Annotated in this window: 16 protein-coding genes; 6 read left to right on the top strand and 10 right to left on the bottom strand. The window is 64.2% G+C overall.

The window, feature by feature from the left end; all coding sequences use genetic code 11:
• Positions 1-111: 111 nt before the first annotated feature.
• On the top strand, positions 112-726 hold the full coding sequence (gene pncA, locus LB555_RS13405) for a bifunctional nicotinamidase/pyrazinamidase (protein ID WP_224683048.1): 615 nt from the start codon (positions 112-114) through the stop codon (positions 724-726).
• A 66-nt stretch (positions 727-792) separates the two neighbouring features.
• The gene (locus LB555_RS13410) at positions 793-2,175 is read left to right on the top strand and encodes a sodium:proton antiporter (protein ID WP_224683101.1); all 1,383 of its coding nucleotides are present in this window, start codon (positions 793-795) and stop codon (positions 2,173-2,175) included.
• Here LB555_RS13410 and LB555_RS13415 read toward each other — a convergent pair whose 3' ends face one another.
• From LB555_RS13415 to gcvA, 8 genes are all read right to left on the bottom strand, one after another.
• Positions 2,176-2,898 (bottom strand): ABC transporter ATP-binding protein, encoded by a 723-nt coding sequence (locus LB555_RS13415; protein WP_140875858.1) that lies wholly within the window; start codon positions 2,896-2,898, stop codon positions 2,176-2,178.
• Positions 2,895-3,620: an ABC transporter ATP-binding protein gene (locus LB555_RS13420; RefSeq protein ID WP_140615268.1), complete on the bottom strand. Its 726-nt coding sequence runs from the start codon at positions 3,618-3,620 to the stop codon at positions 2,895-2,897. Before LB555_RS13420 ends, LB555_RS13415 begins: the two co-directional genes overlap by 4 nt.
• Positions 3,617-4,579 carry a branched-chain amino acid ABC transporter permease gene (locus LB555_RS13425; RefSeq protein ID WP_224683049.1) on the bottom strand — a complete coding sequence of 321 codons (963 nt, stop codon included), beginning with the start codon at positions 4,577-4,579 and terminating at the stop codon, positions 3,617-3,619. The genes LB555_RS13420 and LB555_RS13425 overlap by 4 nt, the downstream gene beginning before the upstream one ends.
• Complete coding sequence (locus tag LB555_RS13430; RefSeq protein ID WP_140615272.1) at positions 4,576-5,457, bottom strand: branched-chain amino acid ABC transporter permease; 882 nt, start codon at positions 5,455-5,457, stop codon at positions 4,576-4,578. Before LB555_RS13430 ends, LB555_RS13425 begins: the two co-directional genes overlap by 4 nt.
• Before the next feature lie 217 nt (positions 5,458-5,674).
• A complete protein-coding gene (locus LB555_RS13435; protein ID WP_140615274.1) occupies positions 5,675-6,979 on the bottom strand; it encodes an ABC transporter substrate-binding protein in 1,305 nt (434 codons plus the stop codon).
• A 158-nt stretch (positions 6,980-7,137) separates the two neighbouring features.
• Positions 7,138-8,508, bottom strand: a complete 1,371-nt coding sequence (locus tag LB555_RS13440) for a hypothetical protein (protein WP_224683050.1) — start codon at positions 8,506-8,508, stop codon at positions 7,138-7,140.
• Between the two features lie 77 nt (positions 8,509-8,585).
• Positions 8,586-9,890, bottom strand: a complete 1,305-nt coding sequence (pncB, locus tag LB555_RS13445) for a nicotinate phosphoribosyltransferase (protein ID WP_140711753.1) — start codon at positions 9,888-9,890, stop codon at positions 8,586-8,588.
• Positions 9,891-10,008: 118 nt separating this feature from the next.
• A complete protein-coding gene (gene gcvA / locus LB555_RS13450; RefSeq protein WP_224683051.1) occupies positions 10,009-10,980 on the bottom strand; it encodes a transcriptional regulator GcvA in 972 nt (323 codons plus the stop codon).
• 210 nt (positions 10,981-11,190) lie between these two features.
• Between gcvA and speB the strand changes: the two genes are divergently transcribed.
• The 4 genes from speB to LB555_RS13470 all read left to right on the top strand — a co-directional run bounded on the left by speB (position 11,191) and on the right by LB555_RS13470 (position 14,431).
• Positions 11,191-12,252 (top strand): agmatinase, encoded by a 1,062-nt coding sequence (speB, locus tag LB555_RS13455; RefSeq protein WP_140711757.1) that lies wholly within the window; start codon positions 11,191-11,193, stop codon positions 12,250-12,252.
• A 74-nt stretch (positions 12,253-12,326) separates the two neighbouring features.
• Positions 12,327-13,124, top strand: a complete 798-nt coding sequence (locus LB555_RS13460) for a transporter substrate-binding domain-containing protein (protein WP_224683052.1) — start codon at positions 12,327-12,329, stop codon at positions 13,122-13,124.
• A 6-nt stretch (positions 13,125-13,130) separates the two neighbouring features.
• The gene (locus LB555_RS13465; RefSeq protein ID WP_140615284.1) at positions 13,131-13,787 is read left to right on the top strand and encodes an amino acid ABC transporter permease; all 657 of its coding nucleotides are present in this window, start codon (positions 13,131-13,133) and stop codon (positions 13,785-13,787) included.
• A complete protein-coding gene (locus tag LB555_RS13470; RefSeq protein WP_224683053.1) occupies positions 13,784-14,431 on the top strand; it encodes an amino acid ABC transporter permease in 648 nt (215 codons plus the stop codon). Before LB555_RS13465 ends, LB555_RS13470 begins: the two co-directional genes overlap by 4 nt.
• Positions 14,432-14,579: 148 nt before the next feature.
• On the opposite strand, the gene LB555_RS13475 is transcribed toward LB555_RS13470, so the two are convergent.
• Both LB555_RS13475 and LB555_RS13480 read right to left on the bottom strand, forming a co-directional pair.
• Positions 14,580-15,497 carry an NADP-dependent oxidoreductase gene (locus LB555_RS13475; RefSeq protein ID WP_224683054.1) on the bottom strand — a complete coding sequence of 306 codons (918 nt, stop codon included), beginning with the start codon at positions 15,495-15,497 and terminating at the stop codon, positions 14,580-14,582.
• Positions 15,498-15,670: 173 nt separating this feature from the next.
• The gene (locus LB555_RS13480) at positions 15,671-17,074 is read right to left on the bottom strand and encodes an MATE family efflux transporter (protein ID WP_224683055.1); all 1,404 of its coding nucleotides are present in this window, start codon (positions 17,072-17,074) and stop codon (positions 15,671-15,673) included.
• Between the last annotated feature and the right edge of the window lie 165 nt (positions 17,075-17,239).

The following is a 17,239-nucleotide window of genomic DNA, read 5'->3' on the forward strand; positions in this document are numbered from 1 at the left end:
TTGACGCGGACCGCCATCTGGTCAAGTTTCTCCTCCAGTCGCGCCAGCGGCTTTTTCTTTCGCCGGGTGCCTCGTTCGGAGCCCGACCCCAGCCTGACAGGAAGGAAGCCCATGGCCGACGAAGCGCTCGTTGTCATCGACCTGCAGAACGACTTTTGCCCGGGCGGCGCGCTGGCCGTTGCCGGCGGCGACGAGATCGTGCCGCTGGTCAATGACATGATCCGGCGAACAGACCATGTCGTGCTGACACAGGACTGGCACCCCGCCGGCCATTCCAGCTTCGCCTCCAGCCATCCGGGGTCGCAGTCCTATTCGACGATCGAGATGCCCTATGGTCCGCAGACGCTGTGGCCGGACCATTGCATCCAGGGCAGTCTCGGCTCGGATTTCCATTCCGGACTTGCCTGGACCAAGGCCGAACTCGTCATCCGCAAAGGCTTTCGCCCGGCCATCGACAGCTATTCCGCCTTCTTCGAGAATGATCACGCGACGCCCACGGGGCTCGCCGGCTATCTGCGGGAGCGCGGCATCGACACACTGACCCTGGTCGGCCTGGCGACGGATTTCTGCGTCGCCTTCTCGGCGCTGGATGCGGTCAAACAAGGGTTTAAAACCACGGTCAGGCTCGATGCCTGCCGTGGCATCGATCTCAACGGATCGCTCGAGACAATGCTGGCGAAGATGCGCGATGCCGGCGTGACGCTCGAAGATCGCACTTCGGGCTGACTCGTGGGGGGTAGAAGGGGATACTTGCCGATAGCGACCGGGGCGGGCGGCGCGATCATCGTCGCGATGCTGTTTCCGGCACAGGCCTTCGCGGCCGAAGAGCACGGCCTGCCTGGCGGCGCCATGTCGCTGTGGTGGGCCTTGCCGTTTGCCGGGCTGCTGTTGTCGATCGCGACCGGTCCGCTGCTGTTCCACCATGTCTGGGAACATCACTACGGCAAGATCGCGGCCTTGTGGGCGGCGCTGGTGATCGTGCCGCTCGCGATTGCCTTCGGTGCTCCCGCGGCGACCGAGGCGGTGCTGCACGCGCTGCTCACCGAATACATGTCGTTCATTGTCCTGCTGTTTGCGCTCTACACGATTTCAGGCGGCATCCTGCTTGCCGGCAACATCCACGGCACGCCGCTGGTCAATGCCGGGCTGCTGATCGTCGGGGCGCTGCTGGCCTCGGTGATCGGAACGACCGGCGCCTCGATGATACTGATCCGGCCGATCCTGCGCGCCAACGACAACAGGCCTTTCAATGCCCATGTCGTCATCTTCTTCATTTTCCTTGTGTCCAACATTGGCGGCTCGCTGACGCCGCTCGGCGACCCCCCGCTGTTCGTCGGCTTCCTGCGCGGTGTCGATTTCTTCTGGACGACCACCAACCTCTACCGGGAGACGCTGTTCGTTGGCGTCGTCGTGCTGGCGGCGTTCCTGGCGATCGACCTCATCCTGCACCGGCGCGAGGCCGGCGCACCGAAGATCAAGGATCCGACACCCGATACGACGGTGCGCCTGCGCGGCCTGGCCAACCTCCCGCTGCTGGCCGGCGTGATCGGGGCCATCCTGCTGTCGGCGGCGTGGAAGCCGGGCGTGAGTTTTTCCGTGTTCGGCGTCGGTCTCGAACTGCAGAACCTGGTCCGCGACGCGATCATCCTCGCGCTGGCCCTGCTATCGCTTCCGCTCTCCTACAAGAGCCACCGCGAGGCGAACGGCTTCAACTGGGGTCCGATCGCGGAAGTGGCCAAACTGTTCGCCGGCATCTTCATCTGCATCGTCCCGGTCGTCGCCATTTTGAGGGCCGGCCACAACGGTGCGCTGGCGCCGCTGGTCGCGCTCGTCACCTCGGCGCAAGGCACGCCCAACGACCTCGCCTATTTCTGGCTGACCGGTGCATTGTCGTCCTTCCTCGACAATGCACCGACCTATCTGGTGTTTTTTGAGCTGGCGGGCGGCGATCCCCGCCACCTGATGACGGAGTTCGCCTCGACGCTTGCCGCGATCTCGGCCGGCGCCGTGTTCATGGGCGCCAACACCTATATCGGCAACGCACCCAACTTCATGGTCTATGCGATTGCCAGACATCGCGGCGTCAAGATGCCGGGCTTCTTTGGGTATATGCTGTGGTCCGGGCTGGTGCTGGTCCCGACCTTCTTGGTCGCGGGTTTTCTGTTTTTCGGTTGATCAACCCACGCCGACATAGCGCCGGACCGCCGAGGGGTCGACGCGCAGGGCCTCGACATCGACCGTCTCGCGGTTGCGGCCGTTTTCGATGAAGCAGACACGATCGGCGACCGACAGCACGGCATCGACCCGCTGTTCGACCAGGATGGTGGAGACATCCATCTCGCGCAGCTTCGACACCGTCTCGCGAATCCTGGCGATCATCGACGGCATCAACCCTTCGGTCGGTTCGTCGAGCAAAAGCACCTGCGGCTCAAGGCAAAGCGCGCGCGCCATGGCCAGCATCTGCTGCTCGCCGCCGGACAAGGTGCCCGAGCGCTGCCGCAGCCGCTGACGCAGCAGCGGGAAGAGGTCGAGAACGTTCTCGCGCGTCGCCTTGCCCTTGCCGCGCGCCATCAGCCCGATCTCGATGTTTTCGGCCACCGTCATCTCGGCGAACAGCCGCCTGCCCTGCGGCACGTAGGCGACACCGGCCTTCGGCACTTCATGCGCCGGCAGGCCGGTCAATTCCTGCCCTGCGAGCCTGATCGAGCCGGCACGCGCGGGAACCAGGCCCATGATCGCCTTCAGCGTCGTCGTCTTGCCGGCGCCGTTGCGGCCGAACAGGCACAGCACCTCGCCCTTGTTCAGCACCAGGTCGAGCCCATAGAGCACCTGGACCTCGCCATAGAAGCAATCGAGCCCGGAAATCGTCAGCGCTTCGACCGTGCTCGCCTCCGTCATGGCGCCGTTCCCAGATAGGCTTCCTGAACCGCAGCGTTCTCGCGGATCGCCTCGGGCGTGCCCTCGGCCAGGATCCTGCCGGCGTTGAAGACGGTGATGCGATCGGCAAGCTGCATCACGACCGGCATGTTGTGCTCGATCAGCATCACGGTGGCGCTCTTGGCGATGTCGCGCACGAGTTCGATGAAATTGTCGATCTCGCTGTCGGCCAGACCTTGCGTCGGCTCGTCGAGGATCAGCAGGCGCGGTTTCAGCGCCAGGCCCATCGCCACTTCGAGCAATCGTTGATGGCCGTAGGACAATTGCCCGGCCGGCATATGGGTGCGGTCGGCCAGCCCTGTACGTTCAAGCGCAGAGATGACGCCGGCACGCAGCTCAGCCTTCGAGCGGCGATCGCTGAGCGTGAGCTGCACCGGCAGCGCGACATTGTCATAGACGCTGAGGTTGGCAAAGACGCTGGTGATCTGGAAGGTGTAGGCGATGCCCCGGCGGACCCTGGCATAGGTCGGCAGGCCGGTGATGTCGGCACCGTCGAAGACGATCGCTCCCGAAGACGGCTGGATGCGGCCGCTGATCAGACTGACGAAGGTTGTCTTGCCGGCGCCGTTCGGACCGATGACGGCGCGGATCTCGCCCGGCATCAGGGTGAAGTCGACATTGTCGACCGCACGCAGGCCGCCGAAGCTGCGCGACAGGCCCTTGGTGGTCAGCAGCGGCGTCATGGCAGCCATCCAAGCCAGCGCCGGCGGATGGTGCCGAGAATGCCTTTCGGGAAAAACAGCACCAGCAGAATGAGTGCCATGCCGACGATCAGCAGGTAGGCCGACGTGTAGCCGCTGGTGACGTCGATGACATAGTACATGAACAGCGTGCCGATCAGTGGTCCAAGCGTTGTGGCCGCACCGCCGAGCAGCACCCACAGCAGCGGCAGGATCGAATACTGTACCGAGGCGAAACTCGACCCGACATAGCCGAACAGCAGCGCGTAGGCGGCGCCGGACGCCGCACAGATCGTGCCGGAGACGATAACGGCGGCAAGCTTGTTGGAGAAGGTGTCGTAGCCCAGCATCTTCGTGCGTTCCTCATTCTCCCGGATCGCGATCAGCACGCGACCGTATCTGGACCGGACGACGGCAAGCGTGATCAGCAGCACGAGCGAAAACAAGCCGAGCGCCGTCATGTAGCGTACGGTCGGGTTGGTGAGATCGAGCGAGGTGGCGCCGAGATTGAGGACACGCGCCGGCTGCGGCACGACCTGACCCTGATCGCCGCCGGTCCAGGCCGCGAAATAGAGGATGGCCAGATAAAACACCTGCGCGAACATCATGGTGACGATCATGAAGGCCACGCCCGTGGTGCGCAGCGCCAGGAGGCCGATCACCAGCGCCAACGCCGCGCCGCAGGCAATGCCGGCGAGGAACGCCAGAGGCACGCTCCAGCCGAGCTGGATGACGGCAAGGCCGGCGCCGTAAAGCCCGGCGCCGAAGAACATCGCATGGCCAAGGCTGAGCAGGCCGACATAGCCGAACAGCATGTTGTAGCCCATGGCGAAGACCGCCAGCACCATGATGCGGGCGAGCAGGCCGTGGTAATAGTCCGGCAAGAGGAAGCTCAGCATGAAGAGCAGGGCAATCACGCCGAGATGCAGCGCATAGGCCTTTGCCGGCGAAGCTTCGCTCATCGCGATGCCGTCCCGAACAGGCCTTGCGGCCGGAACACCAGCACCATGGCGACCAGCAGCGTGGCGATGATCTTGGCCAGCGTCGGCGAGAAGAACATCGAAATGATGCCGTCGGAGAGGCCGATCAGCACGGCGGCGACGACCGTGCCGCGCAACGAGCCGAGGCCGCCGATGATGACGACGATGAAGGACAAGAGCAGCGGATCCTGCCCCATCAGATAGTGCGCCTGGCTGATCGGCACGATCAGCACCGCGGCGATCGCCGCCAGCATGGCGCCGAGCGCGAAGACGCCGCCATAGACGCGGCCGACCGGGATGCCGAAGGCCTGCGCCGTCTCGCTGTCATACTGCGTGGCACGCATGATGAGGCCGATCCTGGTGCGCGTCAGCACCAGCCATGTCGCGATCAGCAGAAGAGCGGATGCGGCGATGATCGACAGCTTGTAGCCGGAATAGCCGAACCACGGCAGAAGGATGCGATAGCTGAACGGCGGCTCCACGGGCCGCGCTTCGGGGCCATAGAAGGTCAGCGCCAGCTGCTGGATGATGTAGAGCATGCCGATGGTGGCGACGATGGTGGCTTCCGGATTGTAGTTGAGCCGGCTCAGCACCAGCCGTTCGGCGACCAGCGCGATGGCGCCGACGATCAGCGGCGCGATCACCAGCGCCGCCAGGAAGCCAAGAGCCGGATGGCCGCCAATTGCCGATGTGATCGCCCAGGCAAGCACGGCGCCCAGCATGAAGAACTCGCCATGGGCGACGTTGACGACACGCATGACGCCGAACACCAGCGACAAGCCCAGCGCCGTCAACGCCAGCACGGCCGAGGTGACGAGGCCTTCAAGGGTTGCGAGGAGAAGGTGAGGTCCGAAGTGCATTTGTTATGCACCAACGGATGCGCGAGGCACCCCCCTCTGCCCTGCCGGGCATCTCCCCCGCAAGGGGGGAGATTGGATGTCCTCGCTGGTTTCGCCAATCATCAACGCGGGCAGATGGGCGCTGCCATACGAACTGCCGATCTCCCCCCTTGCGGGGGAGATGTCCGGCAGGACAGAGGGGGGTGCCTTGGCGCTCACGTTGGCTGCTGGAATGAGCTCACAGCGCCTGCGTCGTGTAATCCCCTTCGGCCTCGTAAAGCCCGTCCTCGATCTTGGTCTTGTGCACGACCTTCAGCTTGCCGCCCTCGACCTTGGAGATATTCTGGATGCCAAAGCACTGGTGGATCTTGCCATTGAAGGTTTTTGGCCCCTGCGGATGCTCCGGGCCTTCGGCGAATTCCTTCAGCGCCTCGGTCGCCTCGACCAGCTTGGCGCGGTCTTCCGGCCCCTTGTAGCCGGCGTCTTCCATCGCCTTCTTGACGACGTAGAGCGTTTCCCAGCAGCCGAACATGTGCGCGGCGGTGGAGACATCCTTGGCGTCGCCGACGGCGGCGCCATTGTCGTCGATGCCGACAGCGGCCCGATAGGCCTTCTGCGCTTCGGTGTCGTCGGGCTGGGCGTAGCGCGGCGAGCCTTCCCAGAAATGGCTGCCGTCGAGGAATTCGAGGCCGGGACTGTTGATGTCCACGGCTTCCAGCGAATCGATGAAGCCGAAGAGTTGCGGCCGGTTGGAACCGTAGAACTCGCCGAGTTCCTTGACGAAGGTGAGCACCGCCGGGCCGACCATGACGTGGTAGATCACCTCGGTCTCGGGCGGGATCTGCGGGAAGTACTTGGTGAAGGACGATTCCGTCGGCGGAATGGCGATCTGCGCGATCACCTCGGCGCCTTGCGCCTTCAGCGCGGGCGGCAGGTAGTCGCGATGGTCGTAGCCGAAGGCGAAATCGGGGAATATCTGCGTCACCTTCTTGCCGGCATTGGCCGCGATCCATGGCGCCATCGACTGGATCTGGCTCTTCACGTCGGTGATGCCGGGCTGGAAGACATAGCGGTTGAGCTTGGTCGAGGCGACGTGGTGACCTTCGCTGACGACGAAGTAGGGCATCTTGTTTTCGCCGGCGGCAGGCGCCGAGCCGATGACGACATGCGAGAACAGCGTGCCGAAGACGATGTCGGTCTTGTGCTGGGTGGCGAACTTGCCGACCACTTCGGCGCCGCGGCCGGGATCGGTGCCGTCATCCTCGATGATCACCTCGACCTGGCGGCCATTGATGCCGCCGGCGGCATTGATCGCCTTGATCGCAGCGGCGGTCGTCTTCTCGTACCAGCGGCCATAGGCGGCGCCAATGCCGGTGCGGTGCGACTGGAAGCCGATCTTGATCGGCGCCGAACTCTGTGCCTGGGAGTAGCGGACGAAGCCGGGCGCCATGGCGAGGCCAGCGCCGGCGGCGAGGCCCTTCAGCGTGGTACGGCGGGTGAGTGCGGTTTTGGAGAGATCGAAAAATCCGTTCTTGTCAGTCACGTTCGTTCCCCTGTTTTTGTGTTTTGACCAACGATAAGGCGGCTCGAACATCCTCGGCAAGAGGATGCAAAATTGCATGTGTACAAACTAAATCACCAAAGGCTTGGCCTGGCAAGCAAGCTTTCCGTCGGGGCATGGCTCACAGGAGATGGCTTGTCTCATCCGACTGTCGGCGTGGCAAGCAGCCAGAGACCGAAAATGGTGTAGGCGATCATCAATACGGTGAGCGGAAACTGACTGAGCGCGGCGCGGGCAGGCTGGGGATGCAGGCGCCAGGCAAAGCCGTGCGCGACGAGGACAGCGAGCACATGGCCAACGATGATGGCGCCCGCCTGGACATTCCACAGCCACCATGCCGACGCCGCGCCGGCGACGATGCCGGCCTCGACCTGCATGTCGGTGGTGCCGAACAGGTTCCAGCCCAGCGCGAAGGGATCGGACAGGGAGGCCAGCGCATATTGGCCGTCGACCAGCAGCGCCGTCAGATAATGCGCGACATGGTAGGCGAGCGCGATCGGCACGATCGACCACACCAGCATGCCGGCTGCCTGGGCGAAAGGCTGGCCGCCGCGGGCAAGACGCTGGCCGAGGACGACGGCAAGCAGGAACACCGCCGCGAGCAGCACGAAGGTCATAACGAGCCCAAGCGTGCCGCTGCCGATCACGGCCGTGCGGCCCGGAAATTCGAGCGGATTGATGCCGAACAGGCCGAGCCAGGAGAAGGTCTTCGACAGGCCGTCGAAGGAGACCGAGGACAAAGCGAGCAGCAGGAAGGCGATGCCGCTGGCGGGCAGCGGCTGGGCCCGGAGCAGTTTGGCGCCCGGCCAGCACAGCGCAAGTCGGCCTTTGTCGCCGCGCTCGATCGGCGCGAAGCGCGCCACCACCGAAAAGAAGATGCCGAGGAATTCACCGCTTCGACCCCATCTGTCGTAGCCGAACACCAGCATCGCCACCAAGGTGAACAGCCAGTAGAGGCCGGCGGCGAAGGCCAGCCGCGCCGGATCGTCAGGAGCGGGATAGACGAGTTCGAACCAGGCGAAGGCAAAAAACAGCATGACAGCCGGCCAGCAGCCGAGCCATTGCGGAAGTTGCCTGACGCCGTCATCGCTTCCGCCGGTCAGCCGCGACAGCAGCCGCCACGGGCCGTACCAGGGGTTGAGCCACGACCAGAGATCGCCGAACACGCCTTGCAGCAGTGTCAGGCCGGCCCATAGCAGCGTCCACACCACCAGTGGCAGCGGGTTGGAGAGCGGGTCGCGGCTGCCTATGAAGCCGGCGGCGAGGAGAATTGCAAAACCGGCAAAGGAGATCAAGCTGATGGCGGCGCGGACGCTGTCGCCGAAGGCGAATAGCGGCAGGCGTCGGCGCCAGAAACGGTCGAGGGTGTCGGACGGCAGCAATGCCAAGACAAGGAAACTGGCGGCCACGGCGAAAGCGCCGCCGGCGAGATAATAGCCGGTAGGAAGGAGCAGGACGTGGCCGCGGTCGGAGGCATGGGCGAAGGCGAGAGTGGGGGAGACGAGCCACAAGGCCGAGAACCATAAGGCGAACGGCAGACGGAGGCGTTCTACGACGAAACTCGAACTGTCCAAGGGTCCGCCCACCCTCAAACCTTGACCAGTTGCTCCACGCGATCCTTTTGCCCAAAAATCCTCAAATACCGCTCGATCTCCTTGAGATCGCCGGTCGCCTTGGCCGGGTTGTCGGAGAGCTTGACCGCCGGCCGGCCATTGGCCTCGGTGACCTTGCAGACCAACGATATGGCGTCGAGGCTGTTGGTCTCGGTCGGCGCGCAGCCTTCGAAGTCGTTGGTCAGGTTGGTGCCCCAGCCGAAGGACATGCGCACCTTGCCCTTGAAGTGGCGGTAGGTCTCCTCGATGGTCTCGACCTCGAGCCCGTCGGAGAAGATCAGCAGCTTCTGCCTGGGGTCCTTGCCCTTCTCGCGCCACCAGTCGATGATTTTTTCGCCACCTTCGATCGGCGGCGCGCTGTCGGGGCGGAAGCCGGTCCAGTCGGCGACCCAGTCCGGCGCGTCGCGCAGGAACGAGGCGGTGCCGAAAGCATCGGGCAGCACGATCAAGAGATTGCCGCCATAGTAGCGCTGCCAGTCCTGCAACACCTTGTAGGGCGACTGCTTCAGCTCTTTTTCCGAATTGGCAAGGGCGGCAAACACCATCGGCAGTTCATGCGCGTTGGTGCCCAGCGCTTCGAGATCATTGTCCATGGCCAGCAGCACGTTGGAGGTGCCGGTGAAAGCCTCGCCGATGCCTTCCTTGAGCGCCTCGACGCACCAGCGCTGCCACAGGAAGGAATGGCGCCGGCGGGTACCGAAATCCGAGATGCGGATGCCGGGCAGCGCCTTCAGCCGTTCGGTCTTGGCCCACATCTTGGCCTTGGCGCGGGCATAGAGCACGTCGAGCGTAAAAGGCCCGAACGATCGCAAAGCGGCACGCGAACGCAATTCATTGATGATGGCGAGCGCGGGGATCTCCCAAAGCGTGGTGTACATCCAGGGGCCGGAGAAAGAGAGCTCGTACTGGCCGTCACGCTTGGAAAGCTCATAGTCGGGCAGCCGGAAGCCTTCCAGCCAGGCGAGGAATTCCGGCTCGAAAATCTGCTTGCGGCCGTAGAAATTGTTGCCGGCCAGCCAGATCATTTCCTTCTTGGAGAAGCGCAAGGTGCGGGCATGGTCGAGTTGTTCGCGCAGCTCGCCTTCATCGATCTCGTCGGCGAGGCGGACCGAAGTCGTCCGATTGATCAGCGAGAAGGTGGTGTCGACCTTGGGGTACATGCCCCAGATCATCTGCAGCATCAAAAGCTTGTAGAAATCCGTATCGAGCAGGCTGCGCACGATCGGGTCGAGCTTCCAGGTGTGGTTATAGACACGCCGCGCAATATCGGTCTTTGCCATGCTTGCTGCCGCCTTCGCTGCCTGCCACCCACAATCGCGACAGGCCTCATAGCATCGAATTGGCAAAAACGCTGCCCGCTTTCAGGCTGGCCCGACAAAAAGAAAGCCCTGCATGCGGCTATGTGGGTTTGCCGCCCATCACCTTGAGCGCGGGACGTTTGCGGCGGGTGACGAGGCGGCCCGCAACCGGGGCGTCGGCGCGGCCGTCATCCCCGGCCTTCTCGGCAAACAGCCAGTCGATGAACACCTGCACGATCGGCGTCATCCGCATTTCGTTGCGGCAAACGACATAGAAATCGTCGACCGCCGGCACCGACAGACTGAACGGCGCGACCAGCATGCCCCTGGCCAGCAGGGCGCTTGCCGTCACCGAGTCGCCCAGCGCCACGCCATGGCCATGGACGGCGGCTTCCGCCGTCATGCGGGCATCGCCGAGATGATGGCGCCGGCCGCGCTCCAGGTCCAGCGCGTCGGCGGCGGCCAGCCAGGTGTGCCACTCGCGGCCATCGTCGCCATGCAGCAAGACATGGTCGGCGAGGTCGCGAACATTGCGGATCGGCCGGTTGTTGATCAGCGTCGGGCTGACCACCGGGAACAGCTCCAGGCCCGACCATTTGCGCATCCAGCAATCGGCCCAGCTGCCATCGCCATAATGCACGCAGACATCGATATGCGGCGCCCGGATATCCCTGGGATCGTTGGAGGGAATGAGCTTCAGCTGGATGTCGGGATATTGCGCGGTGAAGCTGCCCAGCCTCGGCGTCATCCACAAGAGCAGCAACGCAGGCACGCAGGACACCGACAGCGCGCCGCTGCTTGCCGGCCGCGTCAGCCGTTGGGTGGCGGCGGCGATGCCGTCGAAGGCGACCGATACCGCCGGCAAAAGTTCGGCGCCATGCGGGGTCAGCTTGACCCGCTGGCCGACGCGCTCGAACAGCTTGACGCCAAGCGATTGCTCCAGCGCCTTGATCTGGTGGCTGACGGCGCCGTGCGTGACATTCAGTTCGCTCGCCGCCTTGGTCAGCGAGGCATGGCGGGCCGTGGCCTCGAAGGCGCGCAGCGGGTTGAGAGGTGGCAGGCGCTTGGCCATGGATGCTCGGCTTTATTGTGAGATTTTCTCACAGGAAACACCCTAACAATATCAATTGCTTTTTCAAAGCGGCTGCCGGACACTTTGATCCGGAACAACATCAAGACGTGAAATCTGCAGACTGCCAGCCGGACAACGGCCCGGCCGGATGACGGTCGGTTCGCCCGAGGTCACCGCCGGCACCACTGCATCAGCCGAGGAGGAGCGGATATGGGATACGATCGCGGCAAGCTCGATGCGCTGCGTCGCAAATATGGCGAGAGCCATGGCGGCGAGATGTTCGACCCGAAATTTCGCAAGGTCGCCGACAAGATCTTTTCCAAGAGCGGCACGCGGCTGGCGCCCTATTCCGGCATCCCGACCTTCCTTGCCGCGCCCTACCGCGAAATCGCAGCGGACAATCCGGACTTCGGCGACCTGCAGGTGGCGATAACAGGCGTGCCGATGGATCTCGGCGTCACCAACCGGCCGGGCTCGCGCTTCGGGCCGCGCGCCTTGCGGGCGATCGAGCGCATCGGCCCCTACAATCATGTGCTGGAATGCGCGCCGACGCATGAACTCAGGGTCGCCGACATCGGCGACGTTCCGTTCCAGAGCCGCTACCGGCTGGAGACCAGCCATGAGGATATCGAGCGGCGCATCAACCAGATCGTCGACGCCGGGGTCATCCCGTTGTCGGTCGGCGGCGACCATTCGATCACCCACCCGATCCTGAAGGCGGTCGGCAAGAAGGCGCCGGTCGGCCTGATCCACATCGACGCCCATTGCGACACCAGCGGCCTGTTCGACCTGACCAAATTCCACCATGGGGGTCCGTTCCGCAACGCGGTGCTGGACGGCGTGCTCGATCCGACGCGCACCATCCAGATCGGCATCCGCGGCTCGGCCGAATATCTGTGGGAATTCACCTACGAGTCCGGGATGACCGTGGTCCATGCCGAGGAAGTGACCGGTCTCGGCATTCCCGCCATCATCGAGAAGGCGCGCAGAATAGTCGGTGACGGCCCGACCTATGTGTCCTTCGACATCGACAGCGTCGATCCCGCCTTCGCACCGGGCACCGGCACGCCGGAAGTCGGCGGGCTGACGACGCGCGAAGTGCTCGAACTGCTGCGCGGCCTCAAGGGTCTCAACATTGTCGGTGGAGATGTCGTCGAGGTGGCGCCGCAATATGACGCCACCACCAACACGGCGCACGCCGGCGCGCAGGTGCTGTTCGAGATCCTGAGCCTGATGGTGTTCAGCCCGGCAGTATCAGGCAAGGGGGCCTGACAGAGAAAGGCGGCCGCCGCACTGGAGCCGGCGGCCGACCCAAACAATCAAAAGCTTCCAGAAGGGGAATGACAATGACAATCCACCGCAAAACATCCATCGCCGCCGTTCTGCTCGTGGGGTTAGCCGGCTTCGCCACGCAAGCCGCCAATGCCGACGCGCTGGCCGACATCACCAAGGCCGGCACCATCAATGTCGGCGTCTTCGCCGACTTCCCGCCCTTCTCCTCGGCCAGTGCCGACATGAGCCTCAAGGGCTATGACATGGATGTGGCGCAGTACATCGCCGACACGCTCAAGGTGAAGCTCAACACCGTTGCCGTCACCGGCCAGAACCGCATCCCCTATTTGAACGACCATCGGGTCGACATCCTGATGAGCGTCGGCTACTCGAAAGAGCGCGAGCAGGTCATCGACTTCGCCGCTGCCTACGCGCCCTATTACATCGCGGTGATCGGTCCGGCGGCAATGCCAGTCAAAGGCAAGGAAGATCTCGGCGGCAAGTCGATCGCCGTCAATCGCGGCACGCTGGAAGACACCTCGCTCACCGAAGCAGCACCGGCCTCGGCGGACATCAAGCGTTTCGACAACTACAATTCGGTGATCCAGGCCTTCATCTCAGGCCAGACCCAATTGATGGTCGTCGGCAACGATGTCGGCGCGCAGGTGCTGGCCAAGCAGGATGCGCTGAAGCCGGAGCAGAAGTTTCAGCTTCTGACCTCGCCTTCGCATATCGGCCTCAACAAGAATGAGGATGCCCTCAAGAAGGCGGTCAACGACGCCATTGCCAAGATGCTGGCCGACGGCAAGCTGGACGAAAGCTCGAAGGCCTGGCTGAAGACGCCGCTCAATCCCGACAACCTCAAGGATTGAGTTGCCGTGGCCTTCGGCTGGCTTCCAGGTGCCGTGGGCGACATCGCGCACGGCGCGGCGACGACGATCCTTTTGATCGCGGTCACCACGCTTGCGGGCACGCTGCTCAGCATCCTCGGTGCCGCCGGGCGGCGAAGCGGCCCCGCGCTGCTGCGCAGGGCCATCGGCTGGTATGTCGAGGTGATGCGCAACACGCCGTTCCTGGTGCAGCTCTTCTTCATCTTCTTCGGCCTGCCGAGCCTCGGCATCAGGCTCGATCCGATCCTGGCCGCCATGCTGGCGATGACGCTCAACATGGCCGCCTACACGATCGAGATCGTCGGCGCCGGCCTTGACGCGGTGCCGCACGGGCAGACGGAAGCGGCCCTGGCGCTTGGGCTGAGGCCGCGCCAGGTGTTCATCAAGATCGTGCTGCCGCAGGCGCTCAAGATCATCTATCCCGCGCTGACCAGCCAGATCGTCATCATGATGCTGGAATCAGCCGTGGTGTCGCAGATCGCGGTGCGCGAGCTGACCTATGAGGCCGACATGCTGCAGGCGCGCACTTTCCGTTCTTTCGAGACGTATTTCGTCGTCACGCTGGTCTATCTCTTGATGTCGATGGCCTTGCGGCGGCTGCTGGTTGCAGGCGGCCGCCGCGCGCTCGGAGCTGGCGTGTCATGATCGAGTTCACGTTGTGGGACATCGTGCGCAACCTTCTGCTTGCCGCGCGCTGGACGGTGCTTTTGTCACTGGCCGCCTTCGTCGGCGGCGCGGTGGTCGGAATGGCGGTGCTGTTCCTGAGGATCGCCAAGAATAAATGGAGCCGACGCGTTGCCTCCGGCTACATCGCCTTGTTCCAGGGGACGCCGCTCTTGATGCAGCTGTTCCTGATGTTCTTCGGCCTGCCGATGCTTGGCCTGCGCATCGAGCCGTGGACGGCGGCGGTGCTCGGCCTCACCTTCTTCGCCAGCGCCTATCTGGCCGAGATCTGGCGTTCTGGCGTCGATGCGCTGCCATTGGGCCAATGGGATGCCGGCGCCAGCCTCGGCCTGCACTATCTGCAGGAGCTCAGGCTGATCATCCTGCCGCAGGCGTTCGCGATCACCCGCGCGCCGACGGTCGGTTTCCTGGTGCAGCTGATCAAGTCGACCGCGCTGACCTCGATCATCGGCTTCGAGGAGCTGGTGCGAACCTCCAACGCCATCAACAACGCCACCTTCGAGCCGTTCAAGGTCTATGGGCTGGTGGCGCTGATCTTCTTCGCCCTATGCTTCCCGCTGACGCAGTATGCGCGACGGCTCGAGAAGCGGGCTGCGGTGCGCTGAGTCCGACGGCGTGTTGCGCTGGCCAACATCGACGGCGGCCGGAAACTCCCGGTGCCCAGCGTTCGAATGCCTCTTGAAGGTCATTTGATCTGCTGGATGCTCAGCTTTCGACCGAGGAGGACCCTTGCCCCTCGCCGTTTCCAAATCCTCACGGACGAACGCGGATGATCGTCTTCCCAGTGCGTCGCCCGGTAGGATTGAAGGCGGCGACGGAATCGTTGAGGGTCGAAACGTTGCCGATGTTCGTCCGCAGTCGTCCGTCCCGCACCTGCTGGACGATCTCGCTCAGTTGGGCACGATCGGACTCGACAACGAAGTCAACCGCCAGGCCGTCGGCAGGCCGCGCCTCTGTCGATCCGACGACGGACACCAGTGTTCCTCCGGCTCGAATCAGGCCGGCGGACCGCTTCCCGATTTCCCCGCCGATCACATCGAACACGAGAGCGACTTCGCCCACGTCTTCGAGGGCGTCGTTCTCGAGGTCGACGAACTCATTCGCGCCAAAGTCGAGCACCGTCTGACGGTCGGCGGCGCGTCCGGTGCCGATGACGTAGGCGCCCGCCTCTCGTGCAAGTTGCGTCACCATCGACCCGACCGCGCCGGCCGCACCGTGCGCGAGGACGCTCTGCCCCGCCTGAAGCCGGCCATGCTGGAAGAGTCCCTGCCACGCGGTGAGACCCGAGATCGGCAGGCTTGCGCCCACCGTGAAGTCGACGTCGCCCGGCAGCGGCGCGAGGTTGCGTGCTTCCATGGCTACATACTCCGCGAGCGTGCCGTCGCGATGCCAGTCGGCGAGGCCGAATACTCTCTGACCTACCGACAGTCCCGTTGTGCCGTACCCGAGTGCGATGACAACTCCGGCCAGCTCGTGCCCAAGGATCGACGGTGTTCGGTCAAGGCCGCGGCGGTCGGTCCAGGTCGAGGGCCATGCCAGCTCGGTCGGGACGAATCCCGAAGCATGAACCTGAACGACGACATCGTTTATCGCTGGCTGCGGCTCAGGCCGCTCCACCAGCTTCATCCCGGCCGTTCCCGCAGCCTGGTCCGTCACCACAATTGCCTTCATGATAATTCTCCTCGGTCATTTGTCTCTTGGTGGAAACGTTTGCCGCCTGGGAACCGTTCAATATCTCATGCCAGGGCCTTCTCTTAGCGGGCGTCCGTGGGCCGATCTGAAGGCGCCATTGATGAGCCACAAGGTTGGGACGAACGGCGGCGGGTTCGGTGGCCGTCTTGCGTTCAATGTCCGAACGCGCCTGACGGCACGATGCGGTCGCGGCGCAGCCAGCGGGCCAGAAGCAGCGCTGCCACCACGGCCAGCCCCGAAGACAGGCCGATCCAGATGCCGACGCCGTGGAAGCCGAAATGGAAGGCGAGCACCACGCCGAGCGGCAGGCCGACACCCCAATAGCCGATCGCGGCGTAGATCATCGGGACCTTGGTGTCGTGCAGGCCGCGCAGCATGCCGGCAGCCACCGCCTGCGCGCCGTCGAAGACCTGGAACAGGGCGGCGAAAACCAGGAACGAAACGGCTAGCGCGATCACCCTGGCATTGGCGGGATTGCCAAGGTCGATGAAGGCGCTGATCAGGAGATGCGGCCAAAGCACCATCACCAGCCCCATCAGCGCCATGAAGGAAACGCCGATGACGAAGGCGGTCCAGCCGGCACGCGACACACCTTCGGGATTGCCGGCGCCGTGGGCGAGCCCGACCCGCACCGTCACCGCCTGGTTGAGGCCGAGCGGCACCATGAAGGAAATCGAGGCGATCTGGATGGCGATGGCGTGCGCGGCCAGCGAATCCGCGTCGATCAGGCCCATCAGCAGGGCGGCGGCATTGAAGATCGTCACCTCGAAGGCAAGGATGCCGGCGATCGGCAGGCCGAGCCGCAGCAGGCCCTTGAAGCGCGGCCAGTCGGATCGCCAGAAGCGGCCGAACAGGTGATAGCGCCGGAATTTTTTCTCCCACATCACCACGACAGCCATGCCGGCGAACATCAGCGTTGAGGACAGCGAGGTCGCAAGGCCCGAGCCGGCGATGCCCATGGCCGGAACACCGAGATTGCCGAACATGAACACCCAGTTGGCGAACACGTTGAAGGCCACGGCGACGAAGACGATGACCAGCGCCCAGCCCGGCCGCTCCAGCGCCGAGATGAACGAGCGCAGCACGATGTAGCCGTAGAAGGGCAGCACCGCCCACTCCAGCCAGCGCAGGTAAATGCCGGCCTGGCGCGCCAGCGCCGGCTCCTGGCCCATGGCCAGCAGGATGGCCTCGCCGTGCCACAGCACGAGCCAGATCGGGACCGAGATCAGGATCGCCAACCACAGGCCCTGGCGCACGGTGCGGCGCAGGTCACGTACGGAATAGCGGCGGCGGCCAAGCTCGGTGGCGATCATCGGCGAGGTCGCCAGCATCAGGCCGAGGCCGAAGATCAGCGGCATGAAATACAGGTTGGCGCCGAGCGCGCCGCTGGCCAGCGTGTCCGCGCCGAGGCGGCCCATCATCATGACGTCAGTGGCGGTCATCGCCGTCTGGCCGAGATTGGTCAGCACCATCGGCCAGGCCAGCGCCAGCGTCGCCCTGATTTCCTGACGCCAAAGATTTTCCGGCGCGCGAGCGCCGGCTTCGATCGCGGACATTGTCCTGCTCTTTCAAGGTTGCGGCGCGTCGGCAAAGAGCCGGAAGCCGCATTGCAAACGGCAAAACCTTCGGTTTCGCGCGTTTGCGCCGTCTCTTGAACGAAATGCGACATGAAGGCAAGGGAGGGGCGCGAGAACAGATTGAGCCAGCGCCATTGCCGGGAG

Source organism: Mesorhizobium sp. BR-1-1-10 (assembly GCF_020165595.1).
GTDB lineage: Bacteria > Pseudomonadota > Alphaproteobacteria > Rhizobiales > Rhizobiaceae > Mesorhizobium > Mesorhizobium australicum.

Bases quoted from the DNA above. Each gene is read 5' to 3' on its own strand.
- LB555_RS13425 (WP_224683049.1), bottom strand. From the start codon at position 4,579: ATGAGCGAAGCTTCGCCGGCAAAGGCCTATGCGCTGCATCTCGGCGTG.
- LB555_RS13475 (WP_224683054.1), bottom strand. From the start codon at position 15,497: ATGAAGGCAATTGTGGTGACGGACCAGGCTGCGGGAACGGCCGGGATG.
- pncA (WP_224683048.1), top strand. From the start codon at position 112: ATGGCCGACGAAGCGCTCGTTGTCATCGACCTGCAGAACGACTTTTGC.
- LB555_RS13430 (WP_140615272.1), bottom strand. From the start codon at position 5,457: ATGCACTTCGGACCTCACCTTCTCCTCGCAACCCTTGAAGGCCTCGTC.
- pncB (WP_140711753.1), bottom strand. From the start codon at position 9,890: ATGGCAAAGACCGATATTGCGCGGCGTGTCTATAACCACACCTGGAAG.
- gcvA (WP_224683051.1), bottom strand. From the start codon at position 10,980: ATGGCCAAGCGCCTGCCACCTCTCAACCCGCTGCGCGCCTTCGAGGCC.
- LB555_RS13470 (WP_224683053.1), top strand. From the start codon at position 13,784: ATGATCGAGTTCACGTTGTGGGACATCGTGCGCAACCTTCTGCTTGCC.
- LB555_RS13415 (WP_140875858.1), bottom strand. From the start codon at position 2,898: ATGACGGAGGCGAGCACGGTCGAAGCGCTGACGATTTCCGGGCTCGAT.
- speB (WP_140711757.1), top strand. From the start codon at position 11,191: ATGGGATACGATCGCGGCAAGCTCGATGCGCTGCGTCGCAAATATGGC.
- LB555_RS13410 (WP_224683101.1), top strand. From the start codon at position 793: ATGCTGTTTCCGGCACAGGCCTTCGCGGCCGAAGAGCACGGCCTGCCT.
- LB555_RS13480 (WP_224683055.1), bottom strand. From the start codon at position 17,074: ATGTCCGCGATCGAAGCCGGCGCTCGCGCGCCGGAAAATCTTTGGCGT.
- LB555_RS13460 (WP_224683052.1), top strand. From the start codon at position 12,327: ATGACAATCCACCGCAAAACATCCATCGCCGCCGTTCTGCTCGTGGGG.
- LB555_RS13420 (WP_140615268.1), bottom strand. From the start codon at position 3,620: ATGACGCCGCTGCTGACCACCAAGGGCCTGTCGCGCAGCTTCGGCGGC.